This is a genomic window from Pseudonocardia oroxyli, assembly GCF_900102195.1.
In the GTDB taxonomy this organism is placed as follows: Bacteria; Actinomycetota; Actinomycetes; order Mycobacteriales; family Pseudonocardiaceae; genus Pseudonocardia; species Pseudonocardia oroxyli.
The window spans coordinates 123,501-145,137 of the sequence record NZ_FNBE01000012.1 but is presented as its reverse complement, the minus strand read 5'-3'; the positions used below and the strand labels follow the sequence as shown (position 1 = coordinate 145,137).

Annotated in this window: 23 protein-coding genes; 15 read left to right on the top strand and 8 right to left on the bottom strand. The window is 73.8% G+C overall.

Features of this window, described 5'->3' with window-relative positions; all coding sequences use genetic code 11:
- Window positions 1–36: 36 nt before the first annotated feature.
- The 4 genes from BLS43_RS18825 (at window position 37) to BLS43_RS18810 (ending at window position 4,093) form a co-directional block, all read left to right on the top strand.
- Entirely contained in the window at window positions 37–1,041 is a 1,005-nt protein-coding gene (locus BLS43_RS18825) for an ABC transporter permease (RefSeq protein WP_093086653.1), read from the top strand.
- The gene (locus BLS43_RS18820; protein WP_093086650.1) at window positions 1,038–1,955 is read left to right on the top strand and encodes an ABC transporter permease; all 918 of its coding nucleotides are present in this window, start codon (window positions 1,038–1,040) and stop codon (window positions 1,953–1,955) included. Before BLS43_RS18825 ends, BLS43_RS18820 begins: the two co-directional genes overlap by 4 nt.
- A 1-nt stretch (window position 1,956) precedes the next feature.
- Complete coding sequence (locus tag BLS43_RS18815; protein ID WP_093086648.1) at window positions 1,957–2,928, top strand: ABC transporter ATP-binding protein; 972 nt, start codon at window positions 1,957–1,959, stop codon at window positions 2,926–2,928.
- A gap of 70 nt (window positions 2,929–2,998) precedes the next feature.
- On the top strand, window positions 2,999–4,093 hold the full coding sequence (locus tag BLS43_RS18810; protein ID WP_093086645.1) for an ABC transporter ATP-binding protein: 1,095 nt from the start codon (window positions 2,999–3,001) through the stop codon (window positions 4,091–4,093).
- Between the two features lie 51 nt (window positions 4,094–4,144).
- Here BLS43_RS18810 and BLS43_RS18805 read toward each other — a convergent pair whose 3' ends face one another.
- A complete protein-coding gene (locus BLS43_RS18805; RefSeq protein WP_093086642.1) occupies window positions 4,145–4,741 on the bottom strand; it encodes a DedA family protein in 597 nt (198 codons plus the stop codon).
- Window positions 4,742–4,933: 192 nt separating this feature from the next.
- Between BLS43_RS18805 and BLS43_RS18800 the strand changes: the two genes are divergently transcribed.
- Complete coding sequence (locus BLS43_RS18800; RefSeq protein ID WP_176921414.1) at window positions 4,934–5,485, top strand: RNA polymerase sigma factor; 552 nt, start codon at window positions 4,934–4,936, stop codon at window positions 5,483–5,485.
- Window positions 5,478–5,924 (top strand): hypothetical protein, encoded by a 447-nt coding sequence (locus BLS43_RS18795; RefSeq protein ID WP_093086637.1) that lies wholly within the window; start codon window positions 5,478–5,480, stop codon window positions 5,922–5,924. Before BLS43_RS18800 ends, BLS43_RS18795 begins: the two co-directional genes overlap by 8 nt.
- 10 nt (window positions 5,925–5,934) lie before the next feature.
- Here BLS43_RS18795 and BLS43_RS18790 read toward each other — a convergent pair whose 3' ends face one another.
- Window positions 5,935–7,236, bottom strand: coding sequence for a S8 family peptidase (locus BLS43_RS18790; protein ID WP_176921413.1), 1,302 nt, complete (start codon window positions 7,234–7,236; stop codon window positions 5,935–5,937).
- A 73-nt stretch (window positions 7,237–7,309) separates the two neighbouring features.
- On the opposite strand from BLS43_RS18790, the gene BLS43_RS18785 reads away from it, so the two are divergent.
- Together BLS43_RS18785 and BLS43_RS18780 are read left to right on the top strand one after the other, a co-directional pair.
- Entirely contained in the window at window positions 7,310–9,898 is a 2,589-nt protein-coding gene (locus BLS43_RS18785) for a CHAT domain-containing protein (protein ID WP_143030121.1), read from the top strand.
- Entirely contained in the window at window positions 9,895–10,491 is a 597-nt protein-coding gene (locus tag BLS43_RS18780) for a hypothetical protein (RefSeq protein ID WP_093086630.1), read from the top strand. The genes BLS43_RS18785 and BLS43_RS18780 overlap by 4 nt, the downstream gene beginning before the upstream one ends.
- A gap of 36 nt (window positions 10,492–10,527) precedes the next feature.
- Here BLS43_RS18780 and leuA read toward each other — a convergent pair whose 3' ends face one another.
- The gene (gene leuA / locus BLS43_RS18775; protein ID WP_093086627.1) at window positions 10,528–12,324 is read right to left on the bottom strand and encodes a 2-isopropylmalate synthase; all 1,797 of its coding nucleotides are present in this window, start codon (window positions 12,322–12,324) and stop codon (window positions 10,528–10,530) included.
- A 238-nt stretch (window positions 12,325–12,562) separates the two neighbouring features.
- Between leuA and BLS43_RS18770 the strand changes: the two genes are divergently transcribed.
- Window positions 12,563–12,865, top strand: coding sequence for a hypothetical protein (locus BLS43_RS18770; protein ID WP_093086879.1), 303 nt, complete (start codon window positions 12,563–12,565; stop codon window positions 12,863–12,865).
- Between the two features lie 17 nt (window positions 12,866–12,882).
- On the opposite strand, the gene BLS43_RS18765 is transcribed toward BLS43_RS18770, so the two are convergent.
- Window positions 12,883–13,146: a helix-turn-helix domain-containing protein gene (locus tag BLS43_RS18765; protein WP_093086624.1), complete on the bottom strand. Its 264-nt coding sequence runs from the start codon at window positions 13,144–13,146 to the stop codon at window positions 12,883–12,885.
- A 197-nt stretch (window positions 13,147–13,343) separates the two neighbouring features.
- Between BLS43_RS18765 and BLS43_RS18760 the strand changes: the two genes are divergently transcribed.
- The 3 genes from BLS43_RS18760 to BLS43_RS18750 are packed head-to-tail and all read left to right on the top strand — an operon-like array spanning window position 13,344 to window position 16,162.
- Window positions 13,344–14,612, top strand: coding sequence for an aspartate kinase (locus BLS43_RS18760; RefSeq protein ID WP_093086621.1), 1,269 nt, complete (start codon window positions 13,344–13,346; stop codon window positions 14,610–14,612).
- A 3-nt stretch (window positions 14,613–14,615) separates the two neighbouring features.
- Window positions 14,616–15,674, top strand: a complete 1,059-nt coding sequence (locus BLS43_RS18755) for an aspartate-semialdehyde dehydrogenase (protein WP_093086618.1) — start codon at window positions 14,616–14,618, stop codon at window positions 15,672–15,674.
- Window positions 15,671–16,162 carry a beta-class carbonic anhydrase gene (locus tag BLS43_RS18750; protein ID WP_245707581.1) on the top strand — a complete coding sequence of 164 codons (492 nt, stop codon included), beginning with the start codon at window positions 15,671–15,673 and terminating at the stop codon, window positions 16,160–16,162. The genes BLS43_RS18755 and BLS43_RS18750 overlap by 4 nt, the downstream gene beginning before the upstream one ends.
- Before the next feature lie 52 nt (window positions 16,163–16,214).
- On the opposite strand, the gene BLS43_RS18745 is transcribed toward BLS43_RS18750, so the two are convergent.
- Both BLS43_RS18745 and BLS43_RS18740 read right to left on the bottom strand, forming a co-directional pair.
- Complete coding sequence (locus BLS43_RS18745) at window positions 16,215–17,246, bottom strand: endonuclease/exonuclease/phosphatase family protein (protein WP_093086615.1); 1,032 nt, start codon at window positions 17,244–17,246, stop codon at window positions 16,215–16,217.
- Window positions 17,247–17,302: 56 nt separating this feature from the next.
- The gene (locus tag BLS43_RS18740) at window positions 17,303–17,707 is read right to left on the bottom strand and encodes a thiol-disulfide oxidoreductase DCC family protein (protein ID WP_093086612.1); all 405 of its coding nucleotides are present in this window, start codon (window positions 17,705–17,707) and stop codon (window positions 17,303–17,305) included.
- A gap of 17 nt (window positions 17,708–17,724) precedes the next feature.
- On the opposite strand from BLS43_RS18740, the gene BLS43_RS32085 reads away from it, so the two are divergent.
- Genes BLS43_RS32085 through arsC form a run of 3 tightly spaced genes read left to right on the top strand, consistent with a single transcriptional unit; the run spans window position 17,725 to window position 18,742 of the window.
- Entirely contained in the window at window positions 17,725–17,955 is a 231-nt protein-coding gene (locus BLS43_RS32085; protein ID WP_093086609.1) for a TetR family transcriptional regulator, read from the top strand.
- Window positions 17,956–17,973: 18 nt separating this feature from the next.
- On the top strand, window positions 17,974–18,381 hold the full coding sequence (locus tag BLS43_RS18730; RefSeq protein ID WP_093086606.1) for a pyridoxamine 5'-phosphate oxidase family protein: 408 nt from the start codon (window positions 17,974–17,976) through the stop codon (window positions 18,379–18,381).
- 10 nt (window positions 18,382–18,391) lie between these two features.
- A complete protein-coding gene (gene arsC / locus BLS43_RS18725) occupies window positions 18,392–18,742 on the top strand; it encodes an arsenate reductase (glutaredoxin) (protein WP_093086603.1) in 351 nt (116 codons plus the stop codon).
- Between the two features lie 5 nt (window positions 18,743–18,747).
- Here the strand turns inward: arsC and BLS43_RS31710 are convergent, their stop codons facing one another.
- Complete coding sequence (locus BLS43_RS31710; RefSeq protein WP_093086600.1) at window positions 18,748–19,791, bottom strand: GNAT family N-acetyltransferase; 1,044 nt, start codon at window positions 19,789–19,791, stop codon at window positions 18,748–18,750.
- A gap of 43 nt (window positions 19,792–19,834) precedes the next feature.
- Window positions 19,835–21,637, bottom strand: a complete 1,803-nt coding sequence (locus BLS43_RS18715; RefSeq protein ID WP_176921412.1) for a S9 family peptidase — start codon at window positions 21,635–21,637, stop codon at window positions 19,835–19,837.

The following is a 21,637-nucleotide window of genomic DNA, read 5'->3' as shown; positions in this document are numbered from 1 at the left end:
CATAATGCGCTCAGGGGGGCGGGGTGAAAGGCCACCATGCTGCGCTTCATCGTGCGGCGGTTGATCCAGGTCGTCCCCACCCTCCTGCTGTTGTCCGTGCTGTTGTTCGCCTGGCTGCGTTCGCTGCCGGGTGGGCCCGCGGCGGCGCTGCTGGGGGACAAGGCGACCCCGGAGAAGATCGCCGAGCTCAACACCGTCCTGGGGCTCGACCAGCCCATCCCGGTGCAGTACGTGAAGTTCCTGGGCCGGGCGATCACCGGCGACTTCGGGAACTCGCTGATCACCGGTGAGCCCGTCACCACCGAGATCGCCCGCGCGCTGCCCGCGACCATCGAGCTGTCGGTCGCGGCCCTGCTGATCGCCGTCGTGCTCGGCATCCCGCTGGGCTACCTCGCCGCCCGCTACCGCGGCCGCCCGCTGGACACCACCACGATCATCGGGACGCTCGTCGGTGTCGCGGTGCCGGTGTTCTTCCTCGGCTACCTGCTCAAGCAGTGGTTCGCCGTGGACCTCGGCTGGTTCCCGCCGTCCGGCAGGCAGGCCGTCGACATCGAGGCCACCCACGTCACCGGGTTCGCCGTCCTCGACGGGCTGCTGACCAGGGAGTTCGACGCCAGCTGGGATGCGTTGACCCATCTCGTGCTGCCGGCGATCGCCCTCGCCACGATCCCCCTCGCCGTGATCGTCCGGATCACCCGGGCGTCGGTGCTCGACGTCATGGGCTCCGACTTCGTCCGGACGGCCAACTCCAAGGGCCTCGCCCCCGGCACCGTCCGCCAGCGACACGTGCTGCGCAACGCGCTGCTCCCCGTCTCCACCACCATCGGCCTGCAGACCGGTCTGCTCCTGGCGGGCGCCGTGCTCACCGAGAAGGTGTTCGTGTGGGGCGGGCTCGGGACCCTGCTCGCGCAGGCGATCGAGCGCCGCGACTATCCCCGGCTGCAGGCCGTCGTGCTGCTCGGTGCCCTGGTGTACGTCCTGGTCAACCTGCTCGTCGACCTCTCCTACGCGATCATCGACCCGAGGGTGAGGGTGCGATGACGAGCCTGCTGACCCGCCGTCGGGACAAGATCGACGACCTCGGCGGGCGCTCCCTGACCGCCGACGCGCTGATCCGGCTGCGCCGCAACCCGGTGGCGATCGTCGGGGCGGTGATCGTCGGGCTGTTCGTGCTGGTCTCGATCTTCGCGCCGCTCCTCGCCCCGCACGGCCCGGCCGAGGTGTTCCCGGAGCTGCAGCGCAACCTGCGGCCCGACTCCATCCCCGGCGCCCTGCCGGGCTTCCCGCTCGGCTCGGACCAGAACGGCCGGGACTTCTTCTCCCGGCTGCTCCTCGCCTCGCGTCAGACCCTGTTCGTCGGCGTCTTCGCCACGCTCATCGGGCTGGTGTTCGGCGTGCTGATCGGGGCGATCGCCGGGGCCTTCGGCGGGTGGGTGGACACGGTGCTCATGCGCGTCACCGACGTGCTGCTGTCCATCCCGTCGCTGCTGCTCGCGATCTCCATCGCGGCGCTGGCCGCGCGGCCCAGTCAGACCACGGTGATCATCGCCGTGGCGCTGGTGAACGTGCCGATCTTCGCCCGGCTGCTGCGCGGGGCGATGCTCGCCCAGCGGGAGTCCGACCACGTCCTCGCCGCGACCTCGCTGGGGGTGCGGCGAGGTGCGATCGTGGTGCGGCACATGCTGCCGAACGCGATGGGGCCGGTGATCGTTCAGGCCACGCTGACCCTCGCGACGTCCATCCTCGACGCCGCCGCGCTGTCCTTCCTCGGGCTCGGGGACGGCGACCCCGCCCGCGCCGAATGGGGGCTCATGCTCGCCAACGCCCAGTCCTACCTCGACGTCCGGCCCGCGCTGGCGTTCTACCCGGCGATCGCGATCATCCTGGTCGCGCTCGGGTTCACGCTGCTCGGCGAGGCACTGCGCGAGGCGCTCGATCCGAAGGGGAGGCGGTGACATGAGTGCGCTGCTGGAGGTCGAGGACCTCAAGGTCGCCTTCACCCGCCGCGGCGAGCCCGACTCGGTGGCCGTGGACGGGGTGAGCTTCGACGTGCAGCCCGGCGAGATCGTCGGGCTGGTGGGGGAGTCCGGCTGCGGCAAGTCGGTCACCTCGCTGGCCATCATGCGGCTGCTGCCGGAGCGTGGGAACCGCGTGACGGGCTCGATCCGCATGGACGGCGACGAGCTGACCGCCCTGTCCGACGGCCAGCTCCGGGAACGCCGGGGCCGGGACCTGTCGATGATCTTCCAGGACCCGCTGAGCTCGCTGAACCCGGTGATCACGGTGGGCCTGCAGATCACCGAGGTGCTGACCCGGCACCGGGGGATGGACAAGAAGGCGGCGCGCGCCGAGGCCGTCGAGCTGCTGGACCGGGTGGGGATCCCCGACCCGCGGCGGCGGCTCGACGCCTACCCCCACCAGCTCTCGGGCGGGATGCGCCAGCGGGCGCTGATCGCGATCGCGCTGGCCTGCTCGCCCCGGCTGCTGATCGCCGACGAGCCGACCACGGCCCTGGACGTCACCATCCAGGCGCAGATCCTGGACCTGCTCAAACAGCTCGTCGCGGAGACCGGGACGGCGCTGGTGATGATCACGCACGACCTCGGCGTCGTCGCCGGGCTGTGCGACCGGGTCAACGTGCTCTACGGCGGCCGGATCGTGGAGCGCGCGGAGCGGCACGAGCTCTTCCGCGCCCCGCGCCACCCGTACACGCACGGGCTCCTCGGCTCGATCCCTCGGCTGGACGGCCCGCCGGGCGAGGACCTCGCCGCCATCAAGGGCTCGGTCAACGACAACCTGCCGTGGACGTCCGCGTGCGCCTTCGCGCCGCGGTGTCCGAACGCACTGGAGGTGTGCACGTCCGTGACGCCCGCGCCGGTCGAGGACGGCCGCTTCCTCCGCTGCCACAACCCGGTGGGGGCGTCGTGAGCGAGCTTGCGAGCGAACCGTCGACACAGCGCCCGAGCGAAGCGCCGAGCTCGCGCAGCGAGGGAGAGCGATGAGTCTCCTGGAGGTCGAGGATCTCGCCGTCCACTTCCCGATCACGCAGGGAACGCTCGTCAGTCGGACGGTCGGGCACGTCTACGCCGTCGACGGGGTCTCGCTGACGATCGAGCAGGGCGAGACGTACGGGCTGGTCGGGGAGTCGGGCTGCGGCAAGTCGACGCTCGGCCGGGCGATCCTCAAGCTCACCGAGCCGACGCGGGGATCCGTGCGGTTCGACGGGCGGGACGTCGCCGCGCTGAAGGGCGAGGAGCTGCGCAAGGCGCGGCGCCGCTTCCAGATGGTCTTCCAGGACCCCCTGTCCTCGCTCGACCCGCGGCAGTCCGTGGAGTCCTTGCTGCAGGAGGGCATGAAGGCCCACGGGCTGACCGGCGGGCACGCCCGGCTGCAGGAGCTGGTCGACGCCGTCGGGCTACCGAAGGGGTCGCTGCGCCGCTATCCGCACGAGTTCTCCGGCGGGCAGCGGCAGCGGATCGGGATCGCGCGCGCGTTGTGCGTGGAGCCGGACCTGATCGTGGCCGACGAGCCGGTCTCCGCGCTCGACGTCTCGGTCCAGGCCCAGGTGCTCAACCTGCTGTCGCGGCTGCAGGCCGAGCTGGGCCTGACGTACCTGGTCATCGCGCACGACCTGGCCGTCGTCCGGCACGTCAGCGACCGGGTCGGGGTCATGTACCTCGGCGGGATCGTGGAGGAGGCGCCCGCCGGGGACCTCTACGCGGACCCGCAGCACCCGTACACGAAGGCGCTGCTCTCGGCCGTCCCGACGCCGGACCCCGAGGCCGAGGACCGGCGCGAGCGGATCCTGCTGGCCGGTGACCTCCCGTCGCCCGCCGCCCCGCCGAGCGGTTGCCGCTTCCACACGCGGTGCCCGTGGAGGCAGGCGGACCGGTGCGCCACCGAACGCCCGGAGCTGCGGCAGCTCGAGGGCGCACCCGCCGGGCACCGGGTGGCCTGCCACCACGCCGAGGCGATCAAGGCGGGCACGATCCGCCCGCACGAGGTGGACGCGACCCTGGTGGACGAGGCCGCGGGGTTCCCGGTGGACGGGCCCGACCACGCGAGCAGCGTCCAGGAGATCCTCGGCCGATAACGGGACCGGATTCGACAGTGGTGGCTCCACAATGCGGAGGGACGCGGGGAGTCAGGCGGCCAGGGGGCAGGGGGACTCGTGTGCCTCCGGGGCGCAGGTGCAGTCCCGGGCGACGCGGCGCTTGGCCAGCAGGCCGATGACCAGGGCGGCCGGGGCGGCGATCGCCAGGCCGAACCACGGGTTGCCGGTCACCGCGGTGCCCACGAAGCCGAGTCCGAGGAACACCGTCGCCCAGACCAGCGCCCCGACCGCGGAGGCCAGGACCACGCTGCGCCACGGCAGCCGGAGGGCGCCGGACAGCAGCGTGGCCGTCACGACCCCGAACGGGACGAAGTACGACGGCGCGATCACCCACGCCCCCGACGCGAGCATGCGCGACTCGATCCACCGCACCGCCCGCGCCCCCGCGGGGTAGCGGGAGAGCCTGCGCAGCAGGGCCGGACCGGCGCTGCGCCCCAGCGCGTACTTGACCAGGTCGCTGACCAGCGACCCGAGTGCCGCCGCGCCGATCGCGACCGGCAGCAGCAGGCCACCCGCCCCGGCGACCGCGCCACCCGCGAGGAGCACGGGCTCCGCCGGTGCGAACGGGATCGCCGACCAGCACAGCAGGAACAGGTAGGCGGCGAGGGGAGCCACGGGCAACACCACGGCTCGACCGTACGCGACCCCGCAGCCCGGTCACTGCGGGTGACCCGCCGTCGCCCGGTCGGAGTCGTATCGCCCCGGGCCCGGATCGCCTCCTCACGACAGATGCGCGTCGGGGAAGGTCTGGGATGGTCGGCACTGGGTCGGATAGGTTCCTCCTCACCACATGGGGTGACCGAGGAGGAACGGGCGAGCGTGGACCGAGAGGACGTCGCGGACGTCGTCCGTCGCGCCGCGGACGGGGACGAGTCGGCCTGGCACCGCCTGGTCGAGGACTTCTCCTCGCTGGTCTGGTCGGTGGCCCTGCGGCAGGGTCTGGGCAGGCCGGACGCGGGCGAGGCCGTGCAGATGACGTTCCTGCGGCTGGTCGAGAACCTGGGCACGCTGCGCGAACCCGAGGCGATCGGCGGCTGGCTGGCCACCACCGCCCGTCGGGAGGCGTGGCGGCTGGCCCGGCGGGCCGGTCGGGAGTCGCCGACGGAGACGGAGCCCGACGCCCCGGCGACCGAGCCGGGGCCGGAGGAGCGCGCGCTCGACGGGGAGCGGGCCCGCCTGGTCCGGGCCGCCTTCGAGGCGCTCGACGAGCGCTGCGCCCGGCTGTTGGAGCTGGTCGTGGTGCTCGCGCTGCCGTACGCGCAGGTCTCGTCGGTGCTGGACATGCCGATCGGCAGCATCGGGCCGACCCGGGCGCGGTGCCTGGACCGGTTGCGCGCGCTGCTGCCGGAGGGGGTGGGCAGCGATGACTGACGACGAGTTGGCCGCCGAGCTCGCCGCGGCCCTCGCCGACCGCCGGGCCCCCCGCGAGGTGGTGGAGGCCGCCAAGGGCCTGTTCGCGTGGCGGACCGTCGACGCCGAGCTCGCCGCGCTCACCTACGACTCCCTGGTCGACGGGCTCGAGGGCGTGGTGCGCGGAGCCGCCGGACCGCGCGCGCTGGCCTTCGAGGCGGGCGACGTGGAGATCGAGATCGAGGTCGTGCCGGGGCTGGACGGCAGGCGGCTCGTCGGGCAGCTCGCGCCCGGCGGCGGGGCCGCGGTGGAGCTGGTCCTGGGGGGCGAGTCGCTCGCCCTGACCGCGGACGAGCTGGGCCGCTTCGCCGCCGACCTGCCCGTGGAGACGGTGGCGCTGTCGCTCACGATCACCCTGCCGGGCGGCCGGGTGATCGTGAGCGGACGGATCGCGGTCTAGTCCCGGGCCACTAGGTACCGGGCAGGATCTGCAGCGCACGGCCGTAGTCGGGCAGCCGCACCGCGTGGCGCGTGATCTCGGCCAGCGCCGCGTGCGGGCTGCCGCCGCACTGCGGGGTGAGCCGGCTGATCAGCCCGGCGAGCTGGGGCGCCGCGAAGGACGTCCCGCTCCACACGGCCCAGGCGTTCGGGCCGAACGTGTCCGGCTCCGGGTCGATGAACGCCGACTCCGTCCCCACCGGGTAGGGCGCGACGACGCCCTCGCCCACCACCGAGAAGTCCACCCAGAAGCCGCGGGTGGACCAGGGCGCGCCGTGGCCGGTCGAGGTCAGGGCCGCGACCGACACCACGCGGCTGAAGGCGGCGGGCCAGACCGGGCGTTCGTCCCCGTAGTTGCCCGCCGCGGCGACCACGACCACCTCGGCGGGCAGCGACTCCAGGGCGACGTCGATCGCCACGGGGGGCTGGTCGTCGAGCGTGCGGGTGCCGAGGGAGAGGGAGATCACCGTCGCGCCGTCCGCGGCGGCCCGGACGATGGCCTCGGCCACCTCCACCTCGGTGCCGATCCCGTCGGAGTTGAGCGCCTTGTAGGCCCGCACCCGCGCCCCCCGGTCCACCTGCAGCAGGGCGCCGACGCCGAACGTGCCGTGCCCGGCGGCGAACCCGAGTGTGCGGTCCTTGCCGAACTCGGTCAGCAGGTCCTTCTCGGCGAGCTCCAGGCGGGACAGCCAGCCGTCGGTGCGCTCGTCGGTGTTCACCCCGGTGTCGATCACCGCCACCAGCGGGCGGTCGTCGACGGGCGCAGGCGGCGGCTGCACCCGACCCGTGGTGTTCTCGGGTCCGCCCTGCCCCTTCGCCCACGGGCCGAGCGGGGTCAGGTGGTTCAGCGAGGCCGGGACGCCGCGGCTCTGCAGGACCAGCAGCACCTCGTCGAGCCGCTCGACTGGCAGGTTCGACACGAGCGAGCGCAGCCGGGTCACCCGGCCGTCGAGCGCGGTGTCACCCGCCTCGAAGTCCAGCTCGGTGAGCAGCGCGCGGACGTTGGCGTCCAGCTGGGTGGTGCGGACCAGCAGCTCGTCCGGCGCGGCCAGCACCGAGCGGTCCCCCCGGCGGACGGTGCAGGTGCACGGCCCCCGCTCGCCCGCGCGCTCGTCGATCTCCCGTAGCAGCGCGTTCTGGTAGGCCTCCGCGCCGGGACTCGCGAAGTAGGCCGCCTGGGCGGTGACACCCTGCCGGTCGACCAACCGCTGCTCCGCCGTCCGGACGTATCCGGTGTCGGTGTCCGCGATCGCGAACTCTTTTCCCCAAGCCATGGGTGCCTCCTGCGTGCGCGCCGTCGTAACCTGCCTCCACCCCGGGGCGGCAGGCGGTGTCATGAATCAGGACGTGTCCACTGATCTCGTGATACGTGCTGTGGCGTTGCACGCGGACGTCGTGGCGGACCCGCGGAGCGCGGGTCCGGCCGTGCCCGCGCTCGTCGCGGAGGCCCGCCGGGCCGCGGTGGCGCGGGAGGCGCTCGTCGTCGCGCTGCGGGCGCAGGCCGCCTACGAGCGGTCCCGGACCGCGCACGACTCCGCGAAACGGCTGCTCGACGAGGCGGTCCGGCTGGCCAGGGCGGCCGGGCTGGCCGAGCGGTTGCACGAGGTCCTGGTGTCCCGCGCCGTCGTCCAGCTGGAGCGGGGCCGGTTCGCGCCCGCCGCGCGCGATCTCGACGCCGCCGCGCAGGCGGCGCCGGGCGGGGACACCGAGCTGGAGCTGCAGCGGGCGTCCGTGCTCTACAACGTGGGCAGGCTGCCCGACGCCGCCCGCATCTGCCGCCGCGTGCTCGCCGACCCCCGGACCACCCGCGAGACCGAGGCGAAGGTGGCCAACAACCTGGCCATGATCGAGGCGCAGCTGGGGCGCCCGGAGGTCGCGCTGGGCCTGCTCGACCGCGCCGACGCCCTCGCCGGGCCGGCACTCGGGGCGCTCGTGGCCTGCTCCCGCGGGTGGGTCCTCGCGCGGGCGGGCCGCCTCGCGGACAGCCTGCGCGCCTTCGACGCCGCCGAGCAGCGCTACCGCGCGGTCGGGCTGGCCGAGGGCGAGCTCCACCTCGAACAGCTCGACACGTTCCTCGACCTGCGGCTGACCGCCGAGGCGCGCACCTCCGCCCGGCGCGCCCAGGAGTCGTTCGCGGCGGGCGGGGCGGGCCTGATGGGGGCCGAGGCCCTGCTCCGGCTCGCGCACGTGGAGGCCCGCGGGCGGGACCCGGAGGCCGCGCTCGCCCCGGCCGCCGCGGCGACCGCCGCGTTCCGGGCCCAACGGCGCCCGGCCTGGGTGGCCCGGGCGGAGATCGTCCGGGTGACGGCGCTGCTCGCGGTCGGCCGGGTCGAGCCCGTGGACCTGGCGGCGGCCCGCCGCGCCGTCCGCACCCTCGCCGCGAACGGGCAGCGTGCCGCGCTCGTCGACGGCCACCTGGCCGCAGGCCGCGCCGCACTGGCCCTGAGCAGGCGGCCCGTCGCCCGCGCCCACCTGGCCGCCGCGCTGACCGAGGGGAGACGCGGATCGGTGCTGGTCAGGGCGCAGGCCCGGCTCGCCGGGGCGCTGGCCGCCCACACCGAGGGAGACGACGCCGGCGTCGTCCGCCACGCCCGCGGCGGCCTGCTGGACCTCAACCGGCACCGCGACACCCTCGGCTCGACCGAGCTGCGCGCCCTCGCCTCCGGGCACGGCGTGGAGCTCGGCAGGCTCGGCCTGCGGGCCCTGCTGCGGTCGGCACCGCCCGCGGACGTGCTGCGGTGGCTCGACCGGATCCGGGCGGCGGCCCTGCTGACCTCGGCGCCGCCGCTGGAGGAGGAGGTCCGCGCGCCGCGCGCCGCGTTGGCGGCGGTGCAGGCCGAGCTCGCCCAGCTGCGGCGAGACGGTGCGGCCGAACCCGCGACGCTGCTCGCCGAGCAGGCCACCCTGGAGGTCCGGGTGCGCAAGGCGGCCTGGCGCAGTCGTGCGGCCGAGCCGGGGCGGGGTGGCACCGCCTCCCTCTCCGAGGTCCGACGGCTGCTGGCCGGGCGCCCGCTCGTCGCCTACGGGACCGACGGGGGCCGGGTCTTCGCGGTCGTGGTCCGGCCCCGCCGCACCGAGCTGGTGGGCCTGGGCGCCCGGGCGGACGTGGCGGTCGAGGCGGAGGCGCTCGGTGCCGCGCTGCGCAGGCTGGGGCGCCCCGGCAGGCCCTCGCGGTCCGCTCCCGCCGCGGCCCGGCACGCGGTGGGCCGGTTGCGGGAGCTGCTCGTCGCGCCGTTGGGGCTGGATCCGCAGGCCCCCGTCGTCGTGGTGCCGGACCCGACCACCCGGGAGGTGCCGTGGTCGGCCCTGCACCCGGGGCCGGTCTCCGCCGCACCCTCGATGTCGCTGTGGGCGCGGACGGCGGGCACCCCGGCCGCGGGCGGCCGGACCGTCCTGGTGGCGGGGCCGGGGCTGCCCGGCGCGGTCGAGGAGGTGACCCGGTTGCACGGACTCCACCCGGACGCCGACGTGCTGGTGCCGCCGGTGGCGAGCGTCGCCGCCGTCACGGCGACCCTGGCGGGGGCGGAGCTCGCCCACCTCGCCTGCCACGGGCTCGTCCGGGCCGACAACCCGATCTTCTCCGCGGTGCGCCTGGCCGACGGGGACATGACGGTGCACCGCCTCGACCTGCTCGGTGCCGCCCCGCGCCGCACGGTGCTCGCGGTCTGCGAGTCCGCGGCCGGGGTGCCCGTCGAGGGTGATGAGGTGCTGGGCCTGGTCGGCGCCCTGATGGCCCGCGGGGCGGCCGCGGTGGCGGCCAGCATCGCGCCGATCGGGGACGCGGTGACCGTCGGGTTCTCCCTCGACCTGCACCGGGCGCTGGCCCGCGGTGCGACGATGGCGGACGCCGTGCACGCGGCCCGCGCGGCCGTGGACGTCGAGGACCCGCACGGCCTGGTCCTGCACACCGCGTTCACCGCGTTCGGTGCCGCATGAGCGGGACCAGGCACGCGTTGCACGGGGTGGCCGAGCTGCTGCTCGCGGGCCCGCAGTTCCGGGCGGCCGGGACCATCCGGCTGCGCGTGGTGCCGGGTGGGTTCGGCCAGGTCAGCGGGTCACTGCGGGTCTCGGGGACCGAGCTGGTGTGGGAGGGCGGGCGGGCGCCGCTGCGCGGCAACTACCGCGACCTGGCGGCGCGGGCGGGAGTGGAGCCCGGGGTGCCGGAGGGGGTGTACTCCGACCACTCGGGCGCCGCGCTCGACGACGAGATCGTCGTCGACGAGGCGGCCACCCACCTGCTCCTCGGCTGGTTCGGCACCGGGGAGCGGGCGTTGCGCGCGTTCGCGCCGGAGAGCGAGCCCGTGCTGTGGCCCGAGCATTTCGATCTCGCGATCGCGAAGGACGAGGTGAACTACGGCGTGTCACCGGGGGACGCCGGCCACCCGGAGCCCTACGCCTACGTGGGGCCGTGGACGCCGCGGTCCGGCCCGTTCTGGAACGCGGACTTCGGCGCCGTGCACGAGCTCACGGACGAGGCGACCCTGCGGACGTTCTTCGAGGCGGGCAGCTCCGCCGCTCGTGCGTGGTGAGTGGTGCTCTGGCACCACTCACCACGCACGGGTGCGTCAGCGCAGAGCCCGGTTGATGGCCGAGACCAGGGCCTTGAAGCTGGCGGAGACGATGGAGGAGTCGATGCCGACACCCCAGAGCACCTTGTCCTCGACGGTGCACTCGACGTAGGCCGCGGCCCGGGCGTCGTCGCCCCCGCCCATGGCGTGCTCGTGGTAGTCGAGGACCCGGACGTCGAAGCCGATGCCGGCCAGCGCGTCCACGAACGCGGCCAGCGGGCCGTTGCCGCTGCCGGTGATCTCGTGCAGGTCGTTCTCCACGCGGACGGTCGCGACGATCTCGTCCCGGCCCTCGCCGTCGCTGGTCAGCCGGTGCCGGATCAGCTTGAGCGGGGTCTCGCGGCTGAGGTACTCGGTCTCGAAGACGTCCCGGATCTCCTTGGGGGAGACCTCGCCGCCCTCGGTGTCGGTCACCTCCTGGATGACCTTGGAGAACTCCATCTGCAGCCGACGCGGCAGGTCCAGGCCGTGCTCGGTCTTCATGATGTAGGCGACGCCGCCCTTGCCGGACTGGCTGTTCACCCGGATCACGGCCTCGTACGTGCGGCCGATGTCCTTCGGGTCCACCGGCAGGTACGGCACCTCCCACGGGTGCTCGTCCACCTCGTGGCCCGCCGCCTCGGCGTCCGCCCGCATGGCGTCGAAGCCCTTGTTGATCGCGTCCTGGTGCGAGCCGGAGAAGGCCGTGTAGACCAGGTCGCCGCCCCACGGGTGCCGCTCGGCCACGGGCAGCTGGTTGCAGTACTCGACGGTGCGGCGGACCTCGTCGATGTCCGAGAAGTCGATCTGCGGGTCGATGCCCTGGGTGAACAGGTTCATGCCCAGGGTGACCAGGTCGACGTTGCCGGTGCGCTCGCCGTTGCCGAACAGACAGCCCTCGATGCGGTCCGCGCCCGCCTGGTAGCCCAGCTCGGCGGCGGCGACGCCGGTGCCGCGGTCGTTGTGCGGGTGCAGCGACAGGATGATCCCGTCGCGGCGGGCCAGGTTGCGGTGCATCCACTCGATGCTGTCCGCGTAGACGTTCGGCGTGGCCATCTCGACGGTGGCGGGCAGGTTGACGATCATCGGCCGCTCCGGCGTGGGCTGCCAGATCGCGGAGACGGCGTTGACGACCTCGACCGCGTACTCCAGCTCGGTCCCGGTGTAGGACTCGGGCGAGTACTCGAAGCGCCAGTCGGTGTCCGGGTACTTCTCGCTGACCTGCTGCACGAACTCGGCGCCGTCCGTGGCGATCTTGGTGATGCCCGCCCGGTCCTGGCGGAAGACCACCCGACGCTGCAGCGCGGACGTCGAGTTGTAGAGGTGGACGATCGCGCTGTGCGCGCCCTCGCACGCCTCGAAGGTGCGCTCGATCAGCTCCGGACGGGCCTGGGTCAGCACCTGGATCCGGACGTCCGAGGGGATGGCGTCCTGCTCGATGATCTCGCGGACGAAGTCGAAGTCCGTCTGCGAGGCGGCCGGGAAGCCGACCTCGATCTCCTTGTAGCCCATGCGGACCAGCAGGTCGAACATGCGGCGCTTGCGCTGCGGGCTCATCGGGTCGATCAGCGCCTGGTTGCCGTCTCGCAGGTCGACGGCGCACCACAGCGGCGCCGTGGTGATCCGCTTGTCCGGCCACGTGCGGTCCGGCAGCGACACCGGCTCGACCAGCTCGTGGAAGGGCTTGTACCGGCCGAAGGGCATATGGCTGCCCTGCTGGCGGTTCCACGGCGCCTGGCCCGCGGGCGCGGGTACCGAGGGCGTACGGATCTTCGACGACGACGAGGCGGTGTAGGCGTCGGGAGACAGGGACATCACGGTGCTCCTAGCGTGGTCTTCAGGGTGAGACCGGCGCACGCCAGAAACCCGCGACGAGGGGCCGGTCGGTCAGACCCCGCCGCGGCGGCGAAGGAGCAGGCGCGCCATCCCTCGACTCTAACCCCCCGACCCCGGTCCCCCGCAACCGCCACTCGTTCGGGCGCGGCGCGGGACCCGGTGGGCCGGGCCGGTCGATGCCATACTCCTCGGTAACTGCGGGGTCGTGGAGGACAACATGGCGGTGGGGACGAACGTGCGGCGGGGTGCGGGTCTGCTGGCCCGGGTGCTGAACCTGGTCGGCATGCTGATCGTGGCGGTCCTGGTCGTCCACATCGTGCTCACCCTGCTCGACGCGAACCCGGCCAACTTCCTCACGGAGTTCGTCCGCGATCTCGCGACCTACTTCAACCTGGGGCTGGACAACCTGTTCCTGCCCGCGGAGCCCAAGCTCGCGGTGACCCTGAACTACGGCACCGCCGCGATCATCTGGCTGATCATCACGGCCGTGGTCGTGCGGCTGGTGCGCCGCATCGGCTGACCCCGGGCGCGGCCCCGTCAGGGGGAGGGGCCCCGCCGCCCCTCGGCGCGTCCTGCGCGACCCGCGCGGTACTCGGACGGCAGGCAGCCGCGGTGGGCGCGGAACACCCGGTTCATGTGGGAGAGGTCGCTGAACCCCCGCCGGGCCGCGAGGTCGCTCAACGAGCTCCGGTCGTCCGCGGCGAGATCGCGCGCGCAGCCGGTCACCCGCATCGCGAGCACCGTCTGCGCGTAGGTCAGGTCGGCGCCCTGGTAGGTCGCGTGCAGCTTGCGGGTCGACACCGACCCCCGCGGATCCGCGCTCCGGCGACAGCGGCGTCATCCTCCCGTGACGCGAGACCGCGACGGGCGGGTGCCCTGCCCGAACGGCTCGATCCCTAAACACCCCTGTGGTGTCGGTCAAACGGGTTAACTCGGCAGCTCGGTCCGGGTAGCCTCGACTTCCGACCACAGAGAGCCGAAGGCAGTAGGAGGTCGGAGTGGCCCTCGTCGTGCAGAAGTACGGCGGATCGTCGGTCGAGAGCGCGGAGCGGATCAAGAAGGTCGCGGAGCGCATCGTCCGAACCCGCAAGGAGGGTCACGACGTCGTCGTGGTCGTGTCCGCGATGGGTGACACCACGGACGAGCTGACGGACCTGGCGGAGCAGGTCTCCACGGGGGCGCCGCCGCCGCGGGAGATGGACATGCTGCTCACCGCGGGCGAGCGCATCTCGAACGCGCTCGTCGCGATGGCGATCCACTCGCTGGGTGCCGAGGCGCGCTCGTTCACCGGTTCGCAGGCGGGCATGCTCACCACGAGCAAGCACGGGGACGCCCGCATCGTCGAGGTGAACCCGTACCGGCTCAAGAACGCGCTGGCCGAGGGGCAGATCGTCCTCGTCGCGGGCTTCCAGGGGATGTCCGAGGACTCGAAGGACATCACCACGCTGGGCCGCGGCGGGTCGGACACCACCGCCGTCGCGCTGGCCGCCGCGCTGAACGCGGACGTCTGCGAGATCTACACCGACGTGGACGGCATCTACTCCGCGGACCCGCGCATCGCGCCGAAGGCACGGCACCTGGACACCGTGACCTACGAGGAGATGCTCGAGATGGCCGCGTGCGGCGCCAAGGTGCTGCACCTGCGGGCCGTCGAGTACGCCCGCCGCTACAACGTCCCCCTGCGCGTCCGCAGCAGCTACAACGACAAGCCCGGCACGCTCGTGGCCGGCTCGATCGAGGAGATTCCGTTGGAGAACCCCATCATCACGGGGGTGGCGCACGACCGGTCCGAGGGCAAGATCACCGTGACGGGCGTGCCGGACACCCCCGGCATGGCCGCCCGGATCTTCCGCGTCGTGGCCGACGCCGAGATCAACATCGACATGGTGCTGCAGAACATCTCCAACGCCGCGGACAAGAAGACCGACATCACGTTCACGCTGCCCCGCGCGGACGGCCCCGCCGCCGTCGCCGCGCTGGAGCGCTCGAAGGCCGAGATCGGCTACACCGAGCTCATCTACGACAACGAGGTCGGCAAGGTCTCGCTGGTCGGCGCGGGCATGCGCAACCACCCGGGCGTCACGGCCAAGTTCTGCGAGGCCCTCTCGGACGCCGGGATCAACATCGAGACCATGAACACCTCCGAGATCCGGATCTCCGTGATCTGCAGGTCCGACCAGCTGGACGACGCGGTGCGCGCGCTGCACGAGGCCTTCGAGCTGGACTCCGAGGAAGAGGTCGTGGTCGCGGCCGGGACGGGACGGTAGGCGATGGCTCCGGTTCTGGCGATCGTCGGCGCCACGGGCGCCGTCGGCACCACGATGATCGACATCATCAACGCCCGCGAGACGGTGCCGTGGGCGGAGATCCGGCCCATCGCGTCCGCGCGCTCGGCGGGCAAGGTCCTGCAGATCCGCGGCGCCGGCGTCGAGGTCCAGGTCCTCTCGCCCGAGGCGTTCGACGGCGTGGACATCGCCCTGTTCGACGTCCCGGACGAGGTCTCCGCCGAGTGGGCCCCGATCGCGGCGGCGCGCGGCGCGGTCGCCGTGGACAACTCCGGCGCCTTCCGGATGGACCCGGACGTGCCGCTGGTGGTCCCCGAGGTGAACGCGGACAAGGCCGCCGACCGTCCGAAGGGGATCATCGCGAACCCCAACTGCACCACGCTGTCGATGATGGCGGCCATGGGTGCCCTGCACCGCGAGTTCGGGCTCGAGGCGCTCGTCGTGGCCTCGTACCAGGCCGCGTCCGGGGCGGGGCAGGCCGGCGTCGACCGGCTGCAGGCCGAGCTGTCCGCGGTGGCGGGCAAGGACCTGGGGGCCGTGTCCGGGGACGTGGCCGCCGCGGTCGCGCCGCTGGGCGACGACTCGCCGTTCCCCGCGCCGCTGGCCCTGAACGTGGTGCCGTGGGCCGGCTCGCTCAAGGACGACGGCTGGTCGTCCGAGGAGCTCAAGGTGCGCAACGAGTCCCGCAAGATCCTGGGCCTGCCGGACCTCAAGGTGTCCGCGACCTGCGTCCGCGTCCCGGTGGTCACCACCCACTCGCTCGCGGTGCACGCCACCTTCGCCCAGGAGGTGTCGGTCGAGGCGGCCCAGAAGGTGATCGCCGCGCAGCCGACCATCGAGCTGGACGACGACCCGGCCGCCGGGGTCTGGCCGACCCCCGCCGCGGTGGTGGGCAAGGACGCCACGCACGTCGGGCGCATCCGGCAGGCGCTGGACTTCCCGAACACACTCGATCTGTTCCTCTGCGGCGACAACCTGCGCAAGGGCGCCGCGCTGAACACCTACGAGATCGCCGAGACCATCGCGGGAGAATTCGCCTCGTGACCGACGAACTCCTCATTCGCCATCAGGACGGGGGCGCCGCCTCGGCTGCCGAGGCCGCCAAGGGTCTTCCGGCGCCGCCCTCGTTGCACACCCTGATCGTCACCTGCATGGACGCCCGGATCGATCCCGTCGCGCTGTTCGGGATCAAGCCCGGCGAGTCCCACGTGTTGCGGAACGCGGGCGGCATCGTGACCGACGACGTGGTGCGATCGGTGACGATCAGCCAGCGCGAGCTGGGCACCCGCACGGTCTACGTGGTGCAGCACAAGGGCTGCGGCATGGCGACCTTCACCGACCCCGAGCTCGTCGCCAAGCTGGAGTCGGAGTGCGGTGCCACCCCGGAGTGGGCCCCCGGCTCCTTCGCGGACCCCGCCGACAGCGTGCGCGCGGGCGTGGCGCGGCTGCGGGAGAGCCCGTTCACGGTGCCGGACATGGAGGTCAAGGGCTTCGTCCTCGACCTGGACACCTTCGCCCTCGACCCCGTCTGACCCTGCCGACGGACGGCGCGTCCGCTCACACCTGGGTGAGCGAACGCGCCGTTCAGGCGAGCCGCAGGGTGGTCAGGACCGCGCGGTGGTCGCTGCCGGGCAGGTCGAGGACCTCGAAGGACTCGGCGGTGCCGGTGGTGGAGAAGACGTGGTCGATCTCCGACCCGAGCCAGCGCGGCAGCGAGGTGGGCCACGTCGCCGTCAGCGCCGATCCGCGCTGCGAGGCCGCGTCCCCGCAGGACGCCATCGCCTCCCGCAGCACGGAGTGGTCGAGGCTCGCGTTGAAGTCGCCCGCGACCACGGTCGGGGTGTCGCCGCGGCACCACCCGCCCGCCCCGGCGAGGTCGGTCCGCCACTGCGACACCGAACCCGCCGTCGGCGCCACCGAGTGGAAGGCGACGAAGCGCAGGTCACCGAGACCGCCGCCGGTCACCACGACGTAGGGGAACGGGGAGTTCTCGTCGACCCGACCCACGGTGAAGTCGACGTCGCCGAAGCGGGGTGAGACCAGCGCGACCACGCCGTTGACGTCCTGGGAGCGCTCGCCGACTGACGCCCGGCTCGTGTAGCCGAGATCCTCGATCAGCGGCATCAGTCGCGCCCGGTACCGCTCGCCCGCCTCCGGCAGCGACACCACGTCGGGGCGCTCGCGGCGGATCGTGTCGGCGAGCGCGTTCACGTCCGCGTCTCCGGTGTAGACGTTGAACGACAGGACCTTCAGGGCCTCGCCGCCCGTCGGGAGCGGGTCGGCCAGCATCCGCGGCACCAGCATCGACACGCCGATCCCGAGCACCACGAGCATCGCCACCGGGAACGGCCAGGCCCGTCGCATGCCCAGGGTGACCAGCCCCAGCACGACGACGACCACCGCCACCCCGACCACCAGGACCGGCCGGAAGGCGATCAGCTGGGTGAACGGGCTCCAGCGGTCCAACCCGAACCACAGGTCCGGGAGGAGGAACACCGACACCATCAGGGCGAACGCCACCGCGCCGACGATCCGCCCGGCCAGACCGCGCGGACGCCGCGCGGCCGGTGGCGGGGGGACGACCGGGAGGCGCTCGGTGGGGGGCTCGATGCTCATCGAGGACGAGTCTGCCCGAGCGCGGGGCGCACCCGGCCGCGTCACTCAGCGTGGCTTCAGCTCCGGGGGTCGGCCGTCGGGGCGCAGGCCGCCGGGTAGCGCTCGCACCAGGGGGTCATGCCCGGGAGCAGGCCGCGGTGACGCGCCACCCACTCGTAGACCCGCTCCTGCGTGCGCGCCGTCCGCGCGTAGATCCACTCCGGGAACCGCCGCTGCAGGGCCACCGCCAGCGCCCCGTTGACGGCGGCGGCGCCGGTCCGCACCCGGCCGTCCGCCGCGAAGTGCAGTGCCTCCTTGCAGGCCGCGGGCGTGGCCCCCACCCGGGCCGGCACGCCGGGGCCCTGCAGCGGGAGCGTGACGAGCCGGGCCTCGCGGTCGAGCAGCCGCAGCCAGCCGAGCGCGCGGGTGCAGAAGCCGCATTCGCCGTCGAACACGAGGACGCCGGAGGTCGGGACGGTCACGGGCCTAGTGTCGTCCCGTGCCCCACGTCCCGCAGGAGGAACGCCGACCGCAGCTCGTCGCGGCGGCGATCCGGGTGATCGCGCGGGAGGGGGTGGCCCGGGCCACCACGCGTCGGATCGCGGAGGAGGCGGGCTGTTCCGGGACTGGACCGCCGCCGAGCCGGGGCTGCAGGCCGCCCAGCTCGAGCTCCAGGCCTGGGCGGAGCGGACGCCGGACTTCCGCGCGCCGGCCGATCACAGTCAAGTGACCAAGTCGAGGAGGAGCCATGCTGACCGACGAGGACCGGGACCTGCTGCGCCGCCCGCTGCACGGCTACCTGACCGTGGCACCCCGCCCGGGCGTGCGCCCGGTGACCCGGCCGGTCTGGTTCGGGCTCACCGACGCGGGCGTGGAGGTGTTCAGCCTCGCCCGCTCGCCGAAGGTGCGCCGGGTGCAGGAGGACCCGTGGGCGTCGCTCGTGGTGGCGGCACCCGAGGGCGAGGCCGAGCGCTGGGTCGCGGTCTCGGGGGCCGTCACGGTGCAGGCCGAGGGGGCCGCCGACCTGGCCCGCGACCTCGCCGCGACGTACTGGGACCTCGCCGAGCCCGACAAGGCGGCGGCGTTGGCGGCGATGGTCGCGGAGCCGCTGGTCCGGCTCGTGATCGCGCCCGACGACGTCCGACGCGGGGCTTAGGCTGCAGCGCATGAGCGACGTCACGATCTGGCACAACCCGCGCTGCACCAAGTCCCGGCAGGCCCTCGCGCTGCTGGAGGCCGAGGGCGTGGACGCGGAGGTCGTGCGCTACCTGGACGCCGCGCCCGACCGGGCGACCCTGGAGGCGGTGCTGGTGAAGCTCGGCACCGACGACCCGCGGGCGATCGTGCGGAAGGGCGAGAAGCTGTACACGGAGCTCGGCCTGGCGACCGCGGACCGCGGCGCCCTGCTCGACGCGATGGCGACCCACCCGATCCTGATCGAGCGCCCCATCGTGATCCGGGGCGACCGCGCCACAGTAGGCCGCCCCACCGAGGCGGTCCTCGACCTACTCGACTAGCGCAGTCAGAGGGTGGCGTGCGTCGCGGTCAGGGGGGCGCGGACGTGGAGCATGCCGCCGCTGATCTCGGCGGTCGGGCGCAGGCCCGCCCGGCGGAGCAGCCGGGTGACCTTCATGTTCTGGGTGTGGGTGACCGCCGTCAGCTCGGAGGCGCCCTGGTCGGCCGCCAGGTCGGCGACGCGCCGGACCAGGGCGGTGCCCAGGCCGCGCCCCTGCCAGGCGTCCTCGACGATCACCGCGAACGCGGACCGACGCGACAGGTTGACCATCCCCACGGCGCTGCCGCCGTCGATCGTCAGGGCCAGCACCGAGTGCGGGCCGGTGAGCTCGTCGAGCTCCTCGGGCTCCAGCCTGCGGGCCGCGGTGAGGAACCGCGCGCTGCGGCTCTCGGGGGAGGAGCGGGCGTGCATGGCCGCGATCAGCGGGACGTCCGCCGGGGTGGCCGAACGCAGCCGGACCTCGGACCCGTCCCGCAGCAGGAGGATCGGGTCCAGCCGGGACGCCGTCGGCGACGGGGCCCCGGCCAGCGACAGCTGCGCCGCCAGCTCGAGCAGCGCCGCGGCCCGCGAGAGCTCGGTCGCCGTGAACGGCCAGGTGCGGGTGAGGTGCACCTGCGCCGTGCCGACCCGCAGCGTGTGCACGCCGGGGGTGCCCGGCTCGACGATCCGGGCCCGCAGCAGGGTCGCGACGGCCTGCGGCGCGCTGCCGGGGTCCGCGGCCACCATCCGCGCCAACGCCAACGCGGTGGTGGCGGTGTCCGCGAGCTCCGTGGCGTCCGCCCGCACCAGCAGCGAGCACGGGATCCCGGCCTGCTCCACCGCGGCGACCATGCCCGCGGGCTCGATCCCCTCCGGCACCTTCACCAGCAGCTCGTCGGTGACCGACCCGTCGTCCGCCGGTTCCCCCACCACGTGCAGCGAGAGGATGTTGCACCCGGAGCGGCCGACCGCCGTGGCCAGCTCGCCGAGCCGGCCGGGCCGATCCTCCAGCTCCACGTGCACGCGCCAGAGCGCCACGATGACCGCCTCCTTGCCCGAGTCCTCACCCACACTGGCCCCGCCGCGTTACGGGATCGCTACGCGGAGGTGACGCCTAGGTGCTGGGAACTGTGATCCGCGCCAGGCTCCGCCGCACGAAGTCGATCTCCGTGGCCATGTGGCGCAGGGTCTCCGCGACCACCAGGCTGCCGTGGCCCGCGTCGAAGCGGGCGACCTCGTACGGCAGGTCCGCCCGGTCGGCCAGGGCGTCCAGATAGGTGTCGACCTGCCGGATCGGGCAGCGCGGGTCGTTCTCGCCCGCGAGGATCAGCACGGGCGCCCGCACCCGGTCGACGTAGGTGAGCGGCGAGGCGACCCGGTAGGTCTCCGGCACCTCCTCGGGCGACCCGCCGAACAGGGCGCGGTCGAAGGCGCGCAGCTGCTCCATCTCGTCCTCGTAGGCGGCCACGTAGTCCGCGACCGGCACCCCGCCGATCGCCGCGGCCCAGCGTTCGGGCTGGGTGCCCGCCGCGAGCAGTGCGAGATAGCCGCCCCAGGACCACCCCTCGACGACGCACCGCGCGGGATCGGTGAGCCCCGACGCCACGACGGCGGAGTGCACGGCCGCCACGTCCTCGAGCTCGGTGAGCCCCGGCCTGCCCTCGATCGCGTCCCGCCAGGCGGAGCCGTAGCCCGTCGAGCCGCGGTAGTTGACCTCGACCACGGCGAAACCGGCGTCCACCCACGCCGCGCGCACGGGCGAGAAGCGGTCCTCGTCCGCGGCGTGCGGGCCGCCGTGGAGCGTGAAGATCGTGGGGAGGGGGCCGGTCTGCGCGGGCGCGGCGACGAGCGCGTGCACGTCACCGACCCAGAGGTCCCGAACCGGGACCGAGTCCGGCGCGGGCGCGCCGAGGCTGACCAGTACGCGGTCGCCGTCCGGGCCGAGCGCACGGACCGACGACGGGTGCGCGGCGGATGTCACCGTGTACTCGAGGACGCCGTCCGGTCGGACGTCCGCCGATCCGATGCAACCCGGCGCCGTCGGCAGCTCGGCGAGCTCGCCCGTCGTGAGGTCGTAGCGGTGGAGCCGGGTGCGGGCGGCGTGGGTGTGCCAGACCAGCAGGGCCGAGGCGTCGGGGTAGAAGTCCGCCTCGAGCTCGCCGGGCAGGTCGAGGTCGAGCTCGGTCTCGGTGTCCGTCGCGACGTCCCAGAGCAGCAGCTCCTCGCGGCCGCGGCGCTCGTGCCCGACCAGCAGTCGCTGGTCGCCGCGGACCGGGGAGAAGGCGATGGCGCCCAGGCCCTTCCCGGGACCGTCCCACTTCTCGGCGACGGTCTCGCCGTCCCGGGTGAGCACCCGCAGCGCCGGGTGGCGGGAGTCGCCGTGCTCGGAGTGGCTGATCGCGACCAGCGTCTCGTCCTCGCTGAGCCCGCCGACGCCCGCGTCCTCCGGGTGGCGGTAGAGGACCTGCTCGTCCAGCCAGATCGTGGTGCCCTCGTCCGTGGACGTGCCGACCAGGACGTGCTCGCGACCGATGTCCAGACCGGCCGAGTAGCCGTCCTCGACGGCGGGCAGCGGCGTGCCGACCGGGCCGCCGGTGAACGGCTGGGTCACCCAGTGGCCGAACTCGTCGCCGTCGGTGTCGGCGAACCACCACACGTCCTCGCCGTCCGGGGACAGGGTCGCGAGGAACGTGCCCGCGGCGCGGTCGGTGAGCTGTCGGTGCTCGTCGGAGGCCCGGTCCCACAGGTGGATCTGCGTGGTGCCGCTGGCGTTGGAGGTGTAGACGCAGCGGTCCGGGGCATCGAGCGCCCAGTGCGGCCGAGACATCCGCACTGCGGTGAACCGGGCCCGCCAGCGTTGCTCGCGCTCGTCGTCGAACAGGGTCTCCGGGACTGCCGCGGCGGGGTGCGTGCTCAC